This window comes from Streptomyces sp. NBC_01275 (genome assembly GCF_026340655.1).
Taxonomy (GTDB): Bacteria; Actinomycetota; Actinomycetes; order Streptomycetales; family Streptomycetaceae; genus Streptomyces.
In genome coordinates this window covers 9,380,697-9,397,021 of sequence record NZ_JAPEOZ010000001.1, presented here as the reverse complement: position 1 = coordinate 9,397,021, position 16,325 = coordinate 9,380,697, and the positions used below count along the sequence as shown (strand labels likewise).

The following is a 16,325-nucleotide window of genomic DNA, read 5'->3' as shown; positions in this document are numbered from 1 at the left end:
GCAGCCTCATTCCTCCGACGGACGGAAGGAAACGACGTTGTCCGGGACCTGCGAGCGGGGCGCCGACTGGCTCTGCTGGCCGGTCAGGACCGCAGCCGCAAGGGTGAGACGGGTGACTAGCTCCCGCAGTTCCTTGATCTCCCTTCGCTGGTTCGAGACGGTCTCCTTGAGCTTGACCACGGACTCGCGCAGTCGGCGCTCCGCCTCGGGGACCTGCTGCGCTTCGGTGCGTACCCGCTCGTAGAATGCGTACTTCAGATCCGCGTGCCCCTTCATCAAGGCCATGCGGTGGACGTCGGCCTCGACGGCGAGGGCCGCGATGGTGAGACTCCCGTTGGAGGCGGTGGCCTGCCCCGCCAGGAGGCGGTCCATGGCCTCGCGGATGCGCGTGCGCTCGTCGGTGGGTTGCTCGGTCATCTCAGGACCTCGGCGGTGGCGGCGTGGGTGACGGCGGCCTGGCGGAGTCGGGCGGCGTTGGCCCGCAGCCGGTTGCCGATGTGCATGGGTGCGTGCGCGGCGAGCTGGTCGATCTCGTCGGCGCGATCACGCAGTTGACTGGTGTGGGTGTCGGCGCGGGCCATGTTGTCGCAGCCTGCCCGGCAGTCGAGCACATTCGGCGAGGTCGCGTTCGCTGCCGGTTCGCACAATGCCGTCTCGCGCTTGAATGCGCAGATCAGGAGGGCGTCGGGGTTGTCGAACAGGACAATGCCGTCCCGGGCGGGATAGGCGGCTGCCTTCCTCGCGAACGTGGAGGGGACGATGCGGCCCTCGAAGTGCGGGGCTTCGGTCGCGCCGGTGACAGCGCGACGGGCCGCCGGTCCGGAGATCTTCTCACCGGCGGCCATGCGGTCGCGGAGCGGATGAAGCAGTTTGGGCGGTTGCTGAAGGTGGTGCGGAAGCGGGGTGGCGACGGGCCGCGGATCGGGCGGCCGTGGTGTCTGCCGCTCGCCGACCGGGTGCTGGTGGTGGCTGTCTACTACCGGACGAACCTGACCATGCGGCAGCTCGCGCCCCTGTTCGGGGTCTCGCCTGCAACGGTGTGCAGGGTCATCCAGCGGCTTGGGCCCCTCCTCGCGCTCGAGCCGTCCGCCCGTTCTGTCGATGCTGCGGACCGGCTGTGGATCGTGGACGGCACCTTGATTCCGGTCCGCGACCGCCGGGTCGGCGCCTCCAGCCGCAACTACCGCTTCTCCGCGAACGTGCAGGTCATCATCGATGCCGACACCCGCCTGGTCGTGGCCACCGCACGCCCGGCCCCGGGAAACAGGGCCGACGCCCATGTGTGGCGCGACTCCGGCCTGCCGCAGCAGTGTCAGGGCGTCACCGTGCTCGGTGACGGCGCCTACATCAACACGGGCCTGGTCGTCCCGCACCGCAAACGACCCGGCCGGGCTCTGCTGGCCGGCGAGGAAGGGACAACGCCGAGCATCGCCGGGTCCGTGCGCGGGTCGAGCATGCGATCGGCCGGCTGAAGAACTACAAAATCCTCCGCGACTGCCGGCAGCACGGCGACGGCCTCCACCACGCCGTCCAGGCCGTCGCCCACATGCACAACCTCGCCCTGGCCGCGTGATCAGAACAGCCGCGATCGGGCCTTGACCTGCAAAAATATGGCCTTCTGCAACGCGCTTCAGGAAGGCCTCGTGGATGTCGTCGCGTCGTTCCCAGCAGATCCGCAGGCGGCGGAAGCCGTGTAGCCATGCGATCGTGCGCTCAACCACATAACGGAAGACGCCCAGGCCAGAGCCGTGTTCCTCGCCTCGTCTGGCGATCACCGGGCGGATGCAGCGCTGCCATAGCAGGCACCGGTACTTGTCGTGGTCGTAGCCGCGGTCCGCGAGAAGCGCATCGGGCCGGCGTCTGGGCCGGCCGACGACGCCGGCCACGGCGGGAACCTTGTCGAGCAAGGGCAGGAGTTGGGTGACGTCGTTGCGGTTTCCGCCGGTCAGCGACACCGCGAGCGGGATGCCCTGGCCGTCGGTGAGGACGTGGTGCTTGCTGCCCGGCCGTGCGCGGTCGACCGGGCTGGGCCCGCTTTTGGGCCCCGCCGGGCCGCCCGCACGTGGGAGGAGTCGATCACCGCCCGCGACCAGTCCAGTTTGTTCGCGGCCCGCAGCTTCTTCAGCAGCACCAGGTGCAGTTCGTCCCAGACCCCGGCCTCGTGCCAAGCCGCCAGGCGCCGCCAGCACGTCATGCCGGAGCCGAAGCCCAGCTCCTGGGGCAGGTACTCCCACTGAATGCCGGTGTGCAGCACGAACAGGATCCCGCACAAGGCCTGCCGGTCCGGTATCCGAGGCCTGCCCTCCACCAGCTTCGGTCCCGGCACCGGCAACAACGGCTCGATAAGCGAACACAGTTCATCCGACACGATCCACGGCCGCGACTGACGTTTCCCCACGAACAGACCAACGACCGCCCAAGCCGAAAGCCACATGATCAACAGCTTCTGTGAGGACCTCTTAGTGGTGGAGCGTGGATGTCCTTCGGGGGTTGACGTGGGGCTTCGCTCTGTGGCGTTCCGATGTTGCCGGGTGCACATCGAATATCGGGCGCAGTGGCTGGGGTGGCCTATGTGTCGATATCCATGTTCTGGGTGCCGAGGACGGAGAGGAGTTGCAGGGCCTGGTCGGAGGGGGAGCCGGGTTCGGCGGTGAAGATGACCACGTGCTGGTCCTGGTCGGGGACGACGAGGACATCGCAGTTCAGCGTGATCGGTCCGACCACCGGGTGGTGGATCGTTTTGTGGAGGTGGCGGGCGGTCCGTACCTGGTGTGAGGTCCACAGGCGGGCGAACTCGTCGCTGCCACTCGCCAGTTCGTCAACGAGGGCGCGGATCCCCGGGTCGTCGGGGTAGCGAGCTGCTGTGGCGCGCAGGTGGCCGGCGGCGAACAGGCCGAACACTTCCTCGCCGGACAGGCCGTAATGCCGTTGTGCCGGGTCGGGGTGCAGGAAGTGGCGCCGGATGAGGTTGCGCTCGCGTGGTGCCAGTGCGGAGAAGTCCTCCAGGAGCGCGGCGGCCAGGGCGTTCCAGGCGATCACTTCGTACGTCGCGTCGAGCACAATGGCAGCGGCCTGTGGCAGGCGGTCGATGAGGTCCAGGATGCTCTGCCGCACCTCGCGGGGCGGGCCTGGCGGCGGGCCGGGGGGCTCACCCGCGAGGTGGTAGAGGTGGTCGCGTTCCGCGTCGGACAGGCGCAACGCACGCACGATGCCCGCCAGCACGCGCCTTGAGGGGTGGGGGCCGCGGGCCTGTTCCAGGCGGGTGTAGTACTCCGTTGAGATGTGGGCGAGCTGGGCGACCTCCTCCCTGCGCAGACCGGGCGTGCGCCGTCGTGGTCCGGTCGGCAGTCCCACATGCGAGGGCTGCAGCCGTTCGCGCCTGCTGCGCAGGAAGTCCGCCAGTTCAGGTTTGTCCACACGCCCAGTGTCCCGTCGTCCACGCGGGCCAGCCAGGTACCGGCCGTGCCTGGCTGGCGCGGCAAAACGGCCGCAGGCTGCGGGCATGAGCAATGCAACGACACCGAACAACGGTCCGGACCGCGCTCCTGGCGGGCTCCTGGCGGACAAGGTCGCACTGATCACCGGCGCCGGTCGAGGCATCGGCGCCGCCGCGGCACGGCTGTTCGCCCGGGAAGGAGCCATAGTCCTACTGGCCTCGCGGAGCGAATCCGAACTGAACGGCGTGGCCGAGGAAATCCGCGGGGCCGGCGGCACCGCCAGCTACGTGGTGACCGACCTGGCCGACGCCGCGAGTGTCCAGAACGCGGTCGACGCAGCGGTGGAGCGCCATGGACGGCTGGACGTCGCCTTCAACAACGCCGGCATCACCATCCCCCACGCATCCCTCGCCGAGGTGCCCGAAGGCGACTTCGACGTCGTCACCTCGATCAACTACAAAGGCGTCTGGCTGGCGATGGCGGCTGAGGTCCGGACGATCCTCCGGACGTCCGGAACTGGCGCGATCGTCAACAACAGCAGTGTCGGCAGCCTGGTGGGCAACCCGGGACTGGGGCCATACTCCGCCGCCAAACGGGCGGTCAACAGCCTCACCCAGACCGCAGCCGCCGAGTACGGGCCGGAAGGCATCCGCATCAACGCCATCGCTCCCGGCACAACCATGACCGCCATGATGCGGCAGTGGGCCAGCCGGGAGCCCACCATCGTCGAGCACCTCAACGCCCGCACCCCCCTGCGACGCGCCGCCGACCCCGACGAAGTCGCCGAAGCGGCCGCCTGGCTGTTGAGCGACCGCGCCTCGTACATCACCGGAGCAGTCCTGCCCGTCGACGGAGGCATCACGGTGTGAGTCGCACCTGCGGGCCCCGCCCGAGTACGCCGCCCCTGTCAGAGCCCCTCGGCGCGTGAACAGCCCGAAATGACGAGACCAGGGGATGGAACGCGACGGTTGTGGACGATCACCCAATTGCGTGACCGTCGACAACGGGACAGCCATCAAGTGCGTCCTCAACTGGGGTAAGCGGCTGGCGGGTGCGGCCCGGGACCTGCCCGGTCCTCCTCTGTCCCCAAGGATCGGCCGCCCTACTCCCGTGCCCGTGATCGCCGCCATGCCCACACAGAACGTCATCGCGAGCTTCACATGGCCCGTACGCACCGATGTCGCCCCGCCCACAGGGCTGAAGCCCCTCGCCGACTACCGCACCACCGACCCCCTCGCCTTTCCGAAGTTCATGAGCGGCCGCGCCGCCGTCGATCGGTTCAAGTCCCAGGTCGAGCTGTACGTCGGAGCAGTACAAGGCCCCAACCCCGCCGACCCTCAAAACACCCTCGGCCGCACCCCCGGCCGATTCTGAACCACGCCACCCACGCCCGCGCACCAAACCGATCCTGTTGGTGCGCGGGCTCCCAGGATTCGGTAGGCGGCGGGTCAGGCCCGTTGGGAGGTGATCGGCGTGCGGACGCGGCGCCGCGGTGCCGCCCCGGAGGGCCTTGGTGAACCGCCCCGGGTTCGACAGAGATCTCGGAGTGCCAGGTGCACCTACCGTCGGCGTCTCTTGCCCAGGGCCGCTCGAGATGGTGTCGACTCGAGCCGGGTTAGTTCCGCTGCCCGGTCGAGACGTCTTCGCGACGGTCCATCGGACCGGAGCCTTCGGTGGCAACTCCTACTCAGTGGGTGCAGAGCACTTGCCACCACTTCATTCCGCCTGTATGTATTACAACCGTAAGTTAAATGACCGTAATGCAACTGCGCGGAGCCGCGGTCCTCGGCCGTATCCGGTGAGGTCAGATGAAGACGACAAAGAACATGAAGTGGATCGACGTACCCACCCGCACGATCGACGTCGGCGGGGTGCCGTTCGCCTACCGCGAGCTCGGCCCGACCGAAGGCGTTCCGGTGGTGTTCCTGCACCACCTGATGGCCGTCCTTGACGACTGGGACCCGAGGATCATCGACGGCATCGCCGCCCGCCACCGAGTGATCACGTTCGACAACCGCGGGGTCGGCGCGTCCGGCGGATCCGTGCCGCCCGACGTCGCGGACATGGGCCGCGACGCCGTCGCCTTCATCCGTGCGATGGGACTCGAGAAAGTCGACCTCCTCGGGTTCTCGCTCGGCGGCGGAGTCGCACAGATGGTGGCCCTGCAGGCACCCGAGCTCGTGCGCCGGATCATCCTGGCCGGGACCGGTCCCCGAGGAGGCGGCGGCATCAAGGAGATCAACAAGGTCGCGGTCAGGGCGTACGTCAAGTCCGCGCTCACCCTGAAGGACGCCAGGACATTCCTGTTCTTCCCCCGCAACGCCGAGGGCAAGCGGGCCGCGAAGGACTACCTCACCCGGCTCAAGGAACGCACCCACAATCGCGACGAAAAAATCTCCCTGCAGGCTCGACGCGCGCAGCTGAAGGCCATCCGCGCCGCCGGACTGCACGAACCCGACGACCTCTCGGTCATCACCCAACCGGTCTTCGTCGCCAACGGTGATCACGACCTCATGGTCGCGAGCAGCAACTCGGCCGACATGGCCCGCCGGATCCCGAACGCCCGCCTGAAGATCTACCCGAACTCCGGGCACGGCGGCGTCTTCCAGCACCACCGGGAGTTCGTCCCCCAAGTTCTGGAGTTCCTCGATGACTGACAGGTCCGACCGGTCGATCGCCGGAAAGGTCGCCCTCGTCACCGGCGGCGGCCGGGGCCTGGGCGCGGCGACCGCGCGGTGCCTGACCGCCGCTGGCGCCCGGGTCTTCGTGATCGATCTGCACCGCCCGGCTGCGGGCGAGGCGATCGACGAGCGGGTCACCTACCTGGCCGGCGACGTGACCGACCTCGGTGACATGAGCCGAGCGGTCGAGACCGTCGTCAGGGACGCCGGCCGCCTGGACATCGTGATCGCGAACGCAGGTGTACTCGGGCGGGGCGTGACCCTCCGGGCGTCATCGGCTTCGGCGGTCGACCGACTCTTCGACGTGAACGTCGGTGGTGCGCTCAACACGGTCCGTGCCGCCCTTCCGGGCCTCATCGAGAACCGTGGCCGGCTCGTACTGATCTCGTCGGTGTTCGCCTTCGTCAACGGGGCCGGCGCCATCCCGTACGCGATGAGCAAGGCAGCTGTCGAGCAACTCGGCCGTGGACTGCGGGTCGAGCTCGCCGCTCACGGCGTCAGCGTCACGACCGCGTACTTCGCGGTGATCAACACGGACATGACCCGGCAGGGCCTCGACGAGGATCCAGTGGCCCAGGCGCTGCTCGGCACCCAGCCGAGGTTCCTGCGTAGGCGCATCAGCCCCGAGCAAGCGGCAAAAGCCATCGTCGAGGGCCTGTGTCGCCGGGATGCGCGGGTGTTTCGTCCGCGCAGATGGACCGTGGTCTCCAGGGCCCGCGGCATCATCGCACCCGGTATGGACTCCGGCCTGGCGCAGGACAACACGGTCCAGAGCATTCTCGGACGCCTCGACACGCGTGAAGGCGAGGACTTCCTGACCACCTGACGTCAGGAACAACGCGGTGCCCCGACCAAGCACAGACCAGGAGCCATTGATGACGAGTTCGACCCGGAACGTGTCCGGACTGCTGACCCGCACCGCGTCGGTACACCCGGCGCGCACGGCGATCGTCTTCGGTCGCGATCGGATCTCCTACGCGGAACTCGACGCGGCGTCGAACCGGGTGGCGAACCTGCTGATCGAGCGCGGCGTTCGCCCTGGCGAGAAGGTCGCCCTGTCCTGCACGAACAGCCCGCAGTTCACGACGATCTACTTCGGGATCCTCAAGGCCGGCGCGGTCGTCGTGCCGTTGAACGTGCTCCTCAAGGCGCGGGAGATTGCCTACCACCTCAACGACTCCGAAGCGACGGCGTACTTCGCCTCCGAAGGCAGTCCAGAGCTCCCGATCGGGCGCGAGGCATGGTCGGCCTTCGAGGCCGCCGATCGGGCCGCGCACTTCTTCCTCATCGGCAGCGGCGCGTCTGTGGACGGCGTCACGCCGGACCGGATCCATGCCGCCGCTGTCGCCGGGCAGCCGGAGACGTTCGAGACGGTCGATCGTGCCGACGACGACACCGCGGTCATCCTCTACACGTCCGGTACCACCGGGCAGCCCAAGGGCGCGGAACTGAGACACCGGAACGTGTACGACATCGCCCGAGCCGGTGTCCAGCTCTTCGAGTCGGACCCTGCGACACCCGACGTCTACCTGTGCGTGCTTCCGCTCTTCCATGCCTTCGGCCAGATGGTCATCCAGAACGGCGCCATCGGGTTCGGCGGCACACTCGTCCTGCAAGCGAGGTTCTCCGCCCGAGAGGCGCTGGAGCTCATGCTCGACCATGACGTGACGTTCTTCGGCGGCGTGCCGACCATGTACTGGGGTCTGCTCGAGGCGCTCGACGACAGCGTCGACGTCGCCCGACTGGCCGCCAACCTGCGCATCGCCGTGTCCGGTGGTTCCGCGCTTCCCGCGAAGATCCACCAAGAGTTCAAGAAACGTTTCGGTGTGACGATCCTCGAGGGCTACGGGCTCTCGGAGACGGTGGCCATCGCGTCATTCGCCAAGTACGGCGAGGAGCCCCGTGTCGGATCGATCGGCCGGCCCATCGCCGGGGTCCAGATGAAGCTCATCAACGATGACTGGTCGGATGTGGAGGACGACCCCGGCGCGGTCGGGGAGATCGCGATCAAGGGCTACAACATCATGAAGGGCTATTACAAGCGCCCCGAGGCCACCTCGGAGGCCGTCAACCAAGGATGGTTCCGCACCGGAGATCTGGCTCGCAAGGACATGGACGGCTTCTACTTCGTCGTCGACCGGTCCAAGGACATGATCATTCGCGGGGGGTTCAACGTCTACCCGCGCGAGCTCGAGGAGGTGCTCATGGAGCACCCCGCGGTCTCCTTGGTCGCTGTGATCGGAGTTCCGCACCTGAGTCACGGGGAAGAGATCAAGGCCGTCGTCGTCAAGAGGGCCGGCGACAGTACGACTGAGGCCGAGCTGACAGCCTGGGGAAAAGAGCAATTCGCAGGCTACAAATACCCGCGCATCGTCGAGTTCGTCGACGCCCTGCCCATGACCGCCACCGGGAAGATCCTCAAGCGCGAACTGTCCTAGAAGGCAGGGCCGTCGCCGGCGCCACGGGTTCCCTGCGCACTGCACGTGCCTCGCGGCTGTCACCCAGTCGCGTTGGTCGCCGGTCCACGGCTACGAGGACGGGCTCAGTGCTGATCCGCTGCCGGCGGCCTGGCCTCGGCCGCGCTGGTGCAAGCCACGCATCAAATGCACACAGTCGTCGGGTGCAGTCAGGACTCTGCGGGTCGATTCGAGGACCTTGTACGGAAGTTCCGTGCCCGGTGGGGCCCGGCGCATCCCGCTGCGGGACCACCGGTGCCGAGCTGGTCACCGTGCTCGCCCGAGAGGTGGCGGTCGACGAGGCTCCGCGCCAGGTGTCGTGATCGCCGTGAGTCGTGTCGAATCCCGTCAGAGGGCAGTGCCGAGAGCGACACCCACAAGCTGAACCCGGCATCATAGGCGCCCTCGCCCCGCTCAGTTCGCCTACCTGCACATCGCCCACTACGGCGACGACGGCCTCCTGCACACCCTCCCGCAAGCTGTGGCCGACCAGGCTGGTCCTGACCGTACCGGCACCGACATCGCCACCCGCGCCAGGACATCGAAGACGGCGTCGCCGCCATCGTCAGAGCCGGCTTGACGGCACTCGCCAACCCCGACCTGGTCGAGTGCATACGCACTGGTGCGCAACTGAACACCCGCGGCCGGCCACCTTCTACGGCGGCGGCGAGGCGGCTACACCGACCACCCCACCCGCACCGCCTGACAAACCCCTCAGCAAGGCTCATCGGCCCAGGTCAGTAAGGCGCTTGGTTATGTCCGCCCGGAGTCAGCCGTCCCCAGAAACGGGAGGTCAGGTTGGGCGGGTTTCGGCGTCCTGGCTGGCGGCTGTGCTCCTGTCCTCGCGTTCGCGTGCGAAGGCCGCGCTGAGTTCAGCGGTCACTTCGTCCATGGTGAAGGGCTTGCCGCACCCTTCACACACGGTGCCGCTCAGACCCACCTCGCGACCGCATGTCTTGTGGACGTGATGGACGGCGATCCCTTCCCCGGGCTCCTTGCACCACGTCTCGCCCCATGCCCGCAGGGCGAGCAGCACCGAGGCGAAGGCCTCGCCCTTGGCGGTCAGGTGGTACTCGTAGCGGCGGGGTTTCACGCTGTAGGCGCGGCGTTCGAGCATGCCGTCGGCCTCCAGCCGCTTGAGGCGATTGGTCGGCATCTGCGGCGAAGCCAGCGTCTGGACCTGCAGCGAGTCGAAGCGACGATTCCCCATCGTCAGCTCCCGCATGATCACCAGCGTCCAGCGGTCCCCGATCACCGCGCTCGAACGCGCGATGGGGCACTCCGTGCTCGTGATCTCCGACCAGCCACCCACACCCACTTCCGTCGGAGCGGCGGTCAGCCCACCATCAGGTCACTCAAGCGCACAGCGTCCAGCCGGGCAGTCGTTCGCCCAATTCCGATGACAAGGCGCTCCCCCAATACCGTCGCTGCACACAGGGGATCCGCTGCGCATCTTCTGTCACGTCCGTGTCACGAGCCCCATGGACGCTTGCTTGTCACAGGGCTCCGACCTGGACTTACGCGCCCGCCCTGGACCAGCTGGACGCCCAGAGACGCCTCTACGACATGTGCCAGGCGGGACCGACTTATCAGAGCAGCTTGGCCACTACCTGCGGCCGCGACCGGCGGATTGCCGCCCTGCGAGAGCAGCGTGCGGGCTTCAATGTGCAGGGCAGTGTGGCCGGCGCCGCTGTCTGGCCGGGAGTACGAGCGATTGCCGCAGGCCCCGACCGCTACCGCCACCGGGCGGCCCCCGGGCAAATCAAGATCCGGACCATGCCCGGGCCAACGACTCCGCCGAGCTGTCCACCGGCTGCCATGTGCGCAGGTCAGCGATGCGCTGCCGCTGTACCACCAGCAGACGAAGAACCTGCCGGTGGGCCCCTGCCCGGGCCTGCGGCAGTCACTCAGCGTGGCTACAGCAGCACTACGCAGGTCAGAGACGCCGGTGACCGCATTACCCCAGGTCAGAGCGGCTCGGTGGTGAACTTCATGACGGACGTGTCCAGAACCATCAGGAACTGGGCCGTCCCCAGGACGGTCAGAGCCCGCCAGTGCGCCAAGGTGTCCACCTCGCCGAGTCGGCCCGGGACGCCGGTGGGCGTCACCCGGGCAGCGACCGCCGCCGACCGGCCGCCCCCTCCATCGCAGCTGAGCAGCCCGCCCGGCACCTCGCCCGCCACGGGCGAGCCTGCTGCCGCGCGACCGGCGCCCACGGACCGGCGGAGCCGTGAACAGGTCATGGCGCCCACAGCTCGCGTACCCGGCGCACCGCGTCGGTCCGCAAGGCCCGACCGGCGGCTCGCACCCGGTTCCGTACGGTGATCCTGAGCCGGAAGCACGTTTCCGGTCAGCGGTGCAGGACCGCTGTCAGGGCTTCGTGCAGCGCCGACTCCGCGTCCGTCTCGCTGCCCGGGGCCGAAGTGCGCCGCCAGGCGACATGGCCGTCGGGGCGGATCAGCAGACAGCCGTCCTCGTCGGTCTCCCGGGCGGCGTGCCAGGCTCCGTAGGCGTCCTGGGCTTCTTCGCCGCCGATGCGCAGCGCCTTGAGCGGGATGCCCAGCCGCTCGGCACACCGTCGGGCGGCGGCCTCCCAGACTCCGCCGGACAGGCCGGTGAGCACGGTGAACCCGCCCTTGCCCACCAGGTCGAGGGTGGAGATCCGGCGGCCCGCCGCGTCGATCAGCCAGGCATGCGGGAGCTTCGCCCCCGGGCGGGTGGTGGGCTGGTGGTAAAGCTCCGGGTCGCGCGGCCATTCCTCGGCCGGGCTGCCGTCGTCGATCACGGCGGTGGACGCGTACCGCTGGTTGAGCTCGACGCCATGGGCGTTGAACTCGTAGTGCTTGAGGCGGACCGCCTCGTCCAGTTCGGCGCGGCGCTTCGCGCCCTCGGTGTCCGGCGCCCTGGAAGCGGCGACGGCCCGCGCGATGCCGTCGTCGTCGGTGGCGTCGCCGATCCCCAGGGCCCGGAAGACCGGGGCGAACTGGTCGCGGCTCAGGTTGGCCCGGTCGACGATCTGCTTGCCGACCGGGGCGCGCTCGGCGGTGTAGGTGTCGAGCAGTCCTTCGCCCGCCTGCCCGTTCAGGACCAGGGCGAGCTTCCAGGCCAGGTTGTACGCGTCCTGCACCGAGGTGTTGGAGCCGAGGCCGTTGGACGGCGGGTGCCGGTGGACGGCGTCCCCGGCGCAGAGGACCCTCCCGGACGAGTAGCTCGTCGCGTAGCTGTGGTTGACGGTCCACAGCGACGCCGAGGTGATCTCCACGTCGATCGTGTCGTCACCGACGAGGTCGTGGACGATGCGGCGGGCTTCGGCCCCGTCGATGTCCGGCGGCGGCTGATCGATGTCGTACCCCCAGGTGATCAGCCACTCGTTCCAGGGGCGGACCATGCGCACCAGCCCCATGCCGATGCCGCCGGTCGCCGCACCGGGCCGCAGCACCCAGTACAGGACGCTGGGCCGGTGCGCGACGAAGGCGCTGAGGTCGGCCTTGAAGACGATGTTCATGCTGCCGGCCTTGCTGTCCTGCCCGGCGACGGGCAGGCCGATCTCCTCGGCGACCTGGCTGCGGCTGCCGTCCGCGCCGATCACGTAACGGGCCCGCAGGGTGTACTCGTCGCCCCGCACCCGGTCGCGGAGGCGGGCGGTGACGCCGTGCTCGTCCTGCTCCAGGCTCAGGAACTCGGTGTCGAAGCGGACGGTCGCGCCGCGCTTGGCGGCGTTGGACACCAGGATCGGCTCCAGGTAGGTCTGCGGCAGATCGGTCATGGGCGAGGGACTCGCGGCGGTGTACTCGCTGAGCCGGTCGTCGCCGGTGCCCCAGGTGCGGATCCGGCCGATCTCGACCCCCGCGATGGAGGTGCAGAAGACCGTGTCGCCCATCAGGTGCTGCGGCGTTCCCGCGGCCAGTGCCTCCTCCTCGACCCCGAGGTCGCGCAGCACCTCCAGGGTGCGCTGGTTGGTGATGTGCGCGCGGGGGGTGTTGGCCACCCACCCGTACTTGTTGATCAGCGTGACGCGGACGCCGTACGTCGCCAGCAGGAGGGCAGCCGCCCCGCCGGCCGGTCCGGTGCCGACGACCAGCACGTCGGCGTCGAAGGTGTCCTTGGGACTCATATGTCTCTCCTGGAACAGGTCGGCGCTATGCGGTGCGGGCGAGGCGGAAGGTGTAGTCGAGCGAGTGCCAGGAGCCGTCGAGGGAACGGCCGTCGGGGGTGGGCCCCTTGTGCTCGGGGTAGTCGACGACGAGCGCCTCCTTGACCCCGAAGACGGTGTCGCCGTCGATGTACGCGCCTCCCGCGACGAACAGTTGCGTGATCAGGGTGCGCATCCCGGGAGCGCTGATCATGAAGTGCAGGTGCGGGGCCCGGTAGGGGTGACGCCCGGTGGCCTTCAGCATCCGTCCGACGGGCCCGTCGTCCGGGATGGGGTATTCGCAGGGCAGGATCGACCAGAAGGTGAGCCTGCCCACGGCGTCGGAGCGGAAGCGGGCGCGCAGCACGGGCCCTTCCAGATCCGGCAGTTGCACGTCGTAGAAACCGTCGGCGTTGGACTGCCAGACGTCCACGACGGCGTCGGCGACGGGGGCGCCCTCGATGTCGGTGATCCGCACGTCCGCGTACAGCGGGGCTCCGTCGAGGCCTTCGGCGATGTCGTCGCCGCTGTCCCGTGGGGGTGGCCCCTCGACGTAGAACGGTCCGAGCACGGCGGAGGGCGTGGAGTGGGCGGTACGGGAGTTGGTGAGCACATCGACGGCGCTGGACACGCCCAGGGTGTCGGAGAGCAGGATGAACTCCTGCCGGGTCGGCCCGCACAACTGGCCGGTGCGGGTGAGGAAGTCGATGGCGTGGCGCCATTCGTCGTCGGTGAGGTCGTTGTCGGCGACGAACCCGTGCAGACGGCGCACCAGGTCGGTGAGCAGCTGTTGTACGCGCGGGTCGTGACTTCCCTCGAAACTGGCCGTGACCTGGTCGAGCAGGATGCGCAGCGTCTCCGCGAGCGGTTCCGCCGACGCCGGGCGACGGCCTGCCCATGCCTCGCGGAGCAGGGCGGACATTCCCTCGGGGGTCACTTCCCGGGGGTTGGGGTACGGCGTGGCTGTGGCGAGGTCGACGGCGCGGGGAAGGTCGGTCTGCGCCAGGCCGAGGTCGCGCAGGGAGAGCGGGCCGCCGAGCGAGGCGACGAGGTCGTACACGGCGGTGGGCGCGTCGGCGGCGCCGAGCGCGTCCGCGATGCGGCGCATCGCCTCGGGGGCGGAGGGTGCGTTGTAGGCCATGGCGTGCGGGAGCACGACGGTGTGCGTCTCGGCGTGCGGCAGGCCGAAGGAGCCGCCGAGGGTGTGGCACAGCTTGTGGTGCAGGGCCATGCCGACCGTACCGAGGCAGGTGCCGGCGAGCCACGCCGCTTCCAGCGCCTCGGCGCGGGCGGCCGGGTGGCCGGGGTCGGCGGCGATCCGCGGGAGTGCCCCGGCCAAGAGCGAGATCGAACGGAGCGCCAGCGCGTCGGTCGCGGGGTTGGACTGCGGTGCGTACAGCGCCTCCACCGCATGGGCCATGGCGTTGACACCGCTGGTGACGGTGAGGGGCACCGGCAGTCCCAGGGTGAGGTTCACGTCGTAGACGACGGTCTCCGGCAGGATCGAGGGGGACGAGCGGGTGGTCTTCACTCCGTTCTCGGTCTCCCCCAGCACCGGTGTGACCTCGGATCCGGCGTACGTCGTCGCCACGACGACCTGCGGCAGACCGGTGCGCACGGCGAGGGCCTTGGACAGGCCGGTGGTCGATCCCCCGCCCAGCGCCACCAGGCAGTCGGCGTCCACGTCCCGGAGAACCGCCAGTGCCCGCTCGGTCACATCGACCGGAGTGTGCATCGCGGCTCCGGTGAACTCACCTGCCGCCAGGGGGCCCAGCTCGTCCCGAGCCAGCGCCGCGAGAGAGGCCTGCCGGGGAGTGGTGAGGATCAGGGCGCGGGTGCCGCCGACGTGCTCGACCTCCGCGCGAAGGCGTTGCAACGTTCCGGCACCGAAGACAACCCTTGAGGAATGGCTGGCGTACACGAATTCCCGCATGTGGCTCTCTCCGGTCCTCGCGGCTCCCCGTCTCCCCGCATTCTCGGCGTTGGGGCCTGAGGATCTCCTGCACGATCGCGCTGACCGGGCTGCACGAAAGAGGCGTGGGTCAGCCCGATCGGCGCAGCGCGGCGGGGGTCATGCCCATGTGTGCGCGGAGGACCCGCGTGAGGTGTTCCTGGTGGGAGAAGCCGCACATGGCCGCGATGTCGGCGATCGGAGTCCGGGAGGTGCGCAGCAGCCGCGCGGCCCGCTCCACACGCATCCGCATCAGGTAGCGGTGGGGAGGCAGGCCGGTGCGGGCCTTGAACAACCGCGCGAACCGGCTGACGCTCAGCCCGACGCTGCCCGCCAGATCCTCCAGGGGGAGCGGTTCGGCGAGCCGGACGTCCATCAGCTCGCGCACGGTGGCGAACTGCCGGTCCGTGAGGGACGCGAGGCGGTGGGCCTGACCGGGGTCCTGCACCCGGACGCTGTGGCGTCGGGCCAGTTGCGCGGCGACGGTGGCGCCGAGCTGGTCGACGTAGGTACGGCCGGCCGGCTCCCAGTCGCGCACGGCTTCGTCGAGGGCCAGGACCAGTTGTCCCAGCAGAGGGTCGGTGACGCCGAACTCCTCGGCGAGCCGCACCGGCCGGTCGCCGCCCGCGGCGCGTTGCAGGGCCTCGTCGGAGAGATACAAGTGGATCGTGCACAGCGGGCCGCCGAGCTCGACGTCCAGCTCGGTGTCCGCGGGGTGCAGGAACAGACCGCCGGGCGGGACTGCCTGCTCGTCCGTGAGCCTCCGACGACCACGGCGTACGGTGACGGGGCCGTCCAGATGCAGGATCAGCAGGTGGCTGGGCGCGCCGTCGAAGGCTTCCCGGTACGGCCGCTCGGCCTGGACGGAGAGATACAGCCCTTCCCAGCCGAGCCCCCGGCTCGTCCGGACCGGATGCACCCACGGCTGTTCGAGGATCCCGACGGTGTCCCCGACCCCCAACTCGCGCAGCGTCATGGGCACCTCCAACTCCGTTGTCGGCAAGAGCGTTTCACAGACCTGTGCGAATGGCGATGCCCTCGTGTTTGGCGGTGAGGGTGTACGGCACTTCTCCCTGGGGCGGGCCTCCCAGGGAGAAGACCCGTCTGCGGCTCTCGCCCCGGACACCCCGGCCTTCGTCGGCGATCTGTCACGACGCGCCACGGTTCACCGGCCATGTGCCCGCGGGCGGAGGGTCCTCCCCTTCCAGTGCGACGGTCAGTTTCTGCAGCCAGGCCACGGCCTCGCCCCTCCCGTCGTCGCCGAGGATCTCGGCGAAGAAACGGTCGATCTCGGTGACACGCGCGCGGCCGTCGGCGACGCCCGTGAGGCCGGTCTCCGTGAGCTCGTTGAGGATGATGCGTTTGTGCACGGGATGCGGCAGTCGCCGGATCCAGCCGAGGCGCTCCAGCTGGGCGAGCGCCGTCGTCACGCTCTGCGGTGTGAGGCGGAAGAGGCGGGCCAGGTCCGAGGCCGACATCGCGCCGAGTTCGTCGAGGTGGACGGCGAGTCCGAGCTGGGTCGGGGTGACGTCCAGACCGTCGAGTGCGGTCTGCAGGCGGCGGTGCACGGCCTGCTGGGCGCGCCAGAGCGCATGAGGCAATGCGTCCTGCCACGCGGGTACCGCCCCACCTGTCACCGATGACATCGACACCCTCCTGGACCCTTGG

General features: G+C 69.3%; 14 protein-coding genes and 2 pseudogenes. 6 read left to right on the top strand and 10 right to left on the bottom strand.

Going from position 1 to position 16,325, the window contains the following annotated elements:
• Nucleotides 1-6 precede the first annotated feature (6 nt).
• Nucleotides 7-417: a hypothetical protein gene (locus OG562_RS41215; RefSeq protein WP_266407237.1), complete on the bottom strand. Its 411-nt coding sequence runs from the start codon at nt 415-417 to the stop codon at nt 7-9.
• Nucleotides 414-845, bottom strand: coding sequence for a hypothetical protein (locus tag OG562_RS41210; protein ID WP_266409888.1), 432 nt, complete (start codon nt 843-845; stop codon nt 414-416). Before OG562_RS41210 ends, OG562_RS41215 begins: the two co-directional genes overlap by 4 nt.
• Before the next feature lie 15 nt (nt 846-860).
• Between OG562_RS41210 and OG562_RS41205 the strand changes: the two are divergent.
• A pseudogene (locus OG562_RS41205) lies at nt 861-1,498 on the top strand (transposase family protein); the annotation flags it as partial.
• Between the two features lie 130 nt (nt 1,499-1,628).
• Here OG562_RS41205 and OG562_RS41200 read toward each other — a convergent pair.
• A pseudogene (locus OG562_RS41200) lies at nt 1,629-2,434 on the bottom strand (IS5 family transposase); the annotation flags it as partial.
• Between the two features lie 134 nt (nt 2,435-2,568).
• Complete coding sequence (locus OG562_RS41195) at nt 2,569-3,417, bottom strand: helix-turn-helix transcriptional regulator (RefSeq protein WP_266407234.1); 849 nt, start codon at nt 3,415-3,417, stop codon at nt 2,569-2,571.
• Between the two features lie 85 nt (nt 3,418-3,502).
• Here OG562_RS41195 and OG562_RS41190 point away from each other — a divergent pair, with 85 nt between their 5' ends.
• The 5 genes from OG562_RS41190 to OG562_RS41170 all read left to right on the top strand — a co-directional run bounded on the left by OG562_RS41190 (nt 3,503) and on the right by OG562_RS41170 (nt 8,556).
• A complete protein-coding gene (locus OG562_RS41190; RefSeq protein ID WP_266407231.1) occupies nt 3,503-4,306 on the top strand; it encodes an SDR family NAD(P)-dependent oxidoreductase in 804 nt (267 codons plus the stop codon).
• 259 nt (nt 4,307-4,565) lie between these two features.
• Nucleotides 4,566-4,811, top strand: coding sequence for a hypothetical protein (locus tag OG562_RS41185; RefSeq protein WP_266407229.1), 246 nt, complete (start codon nt 4,566-4,568; stop codon nt 4,809-4,811).
• 434 nt (nt 4,812-5,245) lie between these two features.
• On the top strand, nt 5,246-6,094 hold the full coding sequence (locus tag OG562_RS41180; RefSeq protein WP_266407227.1) for an alpha/beta fold hydrolase: 849 nt from the start codon (nt 5,246-5,248) through the stop codon (nt 6,092-6,094).
• Entirely contained in the window at nt 6,087-6,944 is an 858-nt protein-coding gene (locus OG562_RS41175) for an SDR family NAD(P)-dependent oxidoreductase (protein ID WP_266407225.1), read from the top strand. Before OG562_RS41180 ends, OG562_RS41175 begins: the two co-directional genes overlap by 8 nt.
• Before the next feature lie 70 nt (nt 6,945-7,014).
• Complete coding sequence (locus OG562_RS41170; protein ID WP_266407222.1) at nt 7,015-8,556, top strand: long-chain fatty acid--CoA ligase; 1,542 nt, start codon at nt 7,015-7,017, stop codon at nt 8,554-8,556.
• A gap of 811 nt (nt 8,557-9,367) precedes the next feature.
• Here OG562_RS41170 and OG562_RS41165 read toward each other — a convergent pair.
• The 6 genes from OG562_RS41165 to OG562_RS41140 form a co-directional block, all read right to left on the bottom strand.
• The gene (locus OG562_RS41165; protein ID WP_266407219.1) at nt 9,368-9,886 is read right to left on the bottom strand and encodes a helix-turn-helix domain-containing protein; all 519 of its coding nucleotides are present in this window, start codon (nt 9,884-9,886) and stop codon (nt 9,368-9,370) included.
• Nucleotides 9,887-10,541: 655 nt separating this feature from the next.
• Nucleotides 10,542-10,757 (bottom strand): hypothetical protein, encoded by a 216-nt coding sequence (locus OG562_RS41160; RefSeq protein WP_266407217.1) that lies wholly within the window; start codon nt 10,755-10,757, stop codon nt 10,542-10,544.
• Nucleotides 10,758-10,924: 167 nt separating this feature from the next.
• A complete protein-coding gene (locus tag OG562_RS41155) occupies nt 10,925-12,688 on the bottom strand; it encodes an FAD-dependent monooxygenase (RefSeq protein ID WP_266407214.1) in 1,764 nt (587 codons plus the stop codon).
• Nucleotides 12,689-12,713: 25 nt separating this feature from the next.
• Nucleotides 12,714-14,639: a maleylacetate reductase and hydroxyquinol 1,2-dioxygenase domain-containing protein gene (locus OG562_RS41150; RefSeq protein ID WP_266407211.1), complete on the bottom strand. Its 1,926-nt coding sequence runs from the start codon at nt 14,637-14,639 to the stop codon at nt 12,714-12,716.
• Between the two features lie 109 nt (nt 14,640-14,748).
• Complete coding sequence (locus tag OG562_RS41145) at nt 14,749-15,633, bottom strand: helix-turn-helix domain-containing protein (protein WP_266407209.1); 885 nt, start codon at nt 15,631-15,633, stop codon at nt 14,749-14,751.
• Between the two features lie 172 nt (nt 15,634-15,805).
• A complete protein-coding gene (locus OG562_RS41140; protein ID WP_266407206.1) occupies nt 15,806-16,303 on the bottom strand; it encodes a MarR family winged helix-turn-helix transcriptional regulator in 498 nt (165 codons plus the stop codon).
• Between the last annotated feature and the right edge of the window lie 22 nt (nt 16,304-16,325).

Coding starts and splice junctions, on each gene's coding strand:
- OG562_RS41215 (WP_266407237.1), bottom strand. CDS start 417: ATGACCGAGCAACCCACCGACGAGCGCACGCGCATCCGCGAGGCCATG.
- OG562_RS41210 (WP_266409888.1), bottom strand. CDS start 845: ATGGCCGCCGGTGAGAAGATCTCCGGACCGGCGGCCCGTCGCGCTGTC.
- OG562_RS41190 (WP_266407231.1), top strand. CDS start 3,503: ATGAGCAATGCAACGACACCGAACAACGGTCCGGACCGCGCTCCTGGC.
- OG562_RS41185 (WP_266407229.1), top strand. CDS start 4,566: ATGCCCACACAGAACGTCATCGCGAGCTTCACATGGCCCGTACGCACC.
- OG562_RS41180 (WP_266407227.1), top strand. CDS start 5,246: ATGAAGACGACAAAGAACATGAAGTGGATCGACGTACCCACCCGCACG.
- OG562_RS41175 (WP_266407225.1), top strand. CDS start 6,087: ATGACTGACAGGTCCGACCGGTCGATCGCCGGAAAGGTCGCCCTCGTC.
- OG562_RS41155 (WP_266407214.1), bottom strand. CDS start 12,688: ATGAGTCCCAAGGACACCTTCGACGCCGACGTGCTGGTCGTCGGCACC.
- OG562_RS41150 (WP_266407211.1), bottom strand. CDS start 14,639: ATGCGGGAATTCGTGTACGCCAGCCATTCCTCAAGGGTTGTCTTCGGT.
- OG562_RS41145 (WP_266407209.1), bottom strand. CDS start 15,633: ATGACGCTGCGCGAGTTGGGGGTCGGGGACACCGTCGGGATCCTCGAA.
- OG562_RS41140 (WP_266407206.1), bottom strand. CDS start 16,303: ATGTCATCGGTGACAGGTGGGGCGGTACCCGCGTGGCAGGACGCATTG.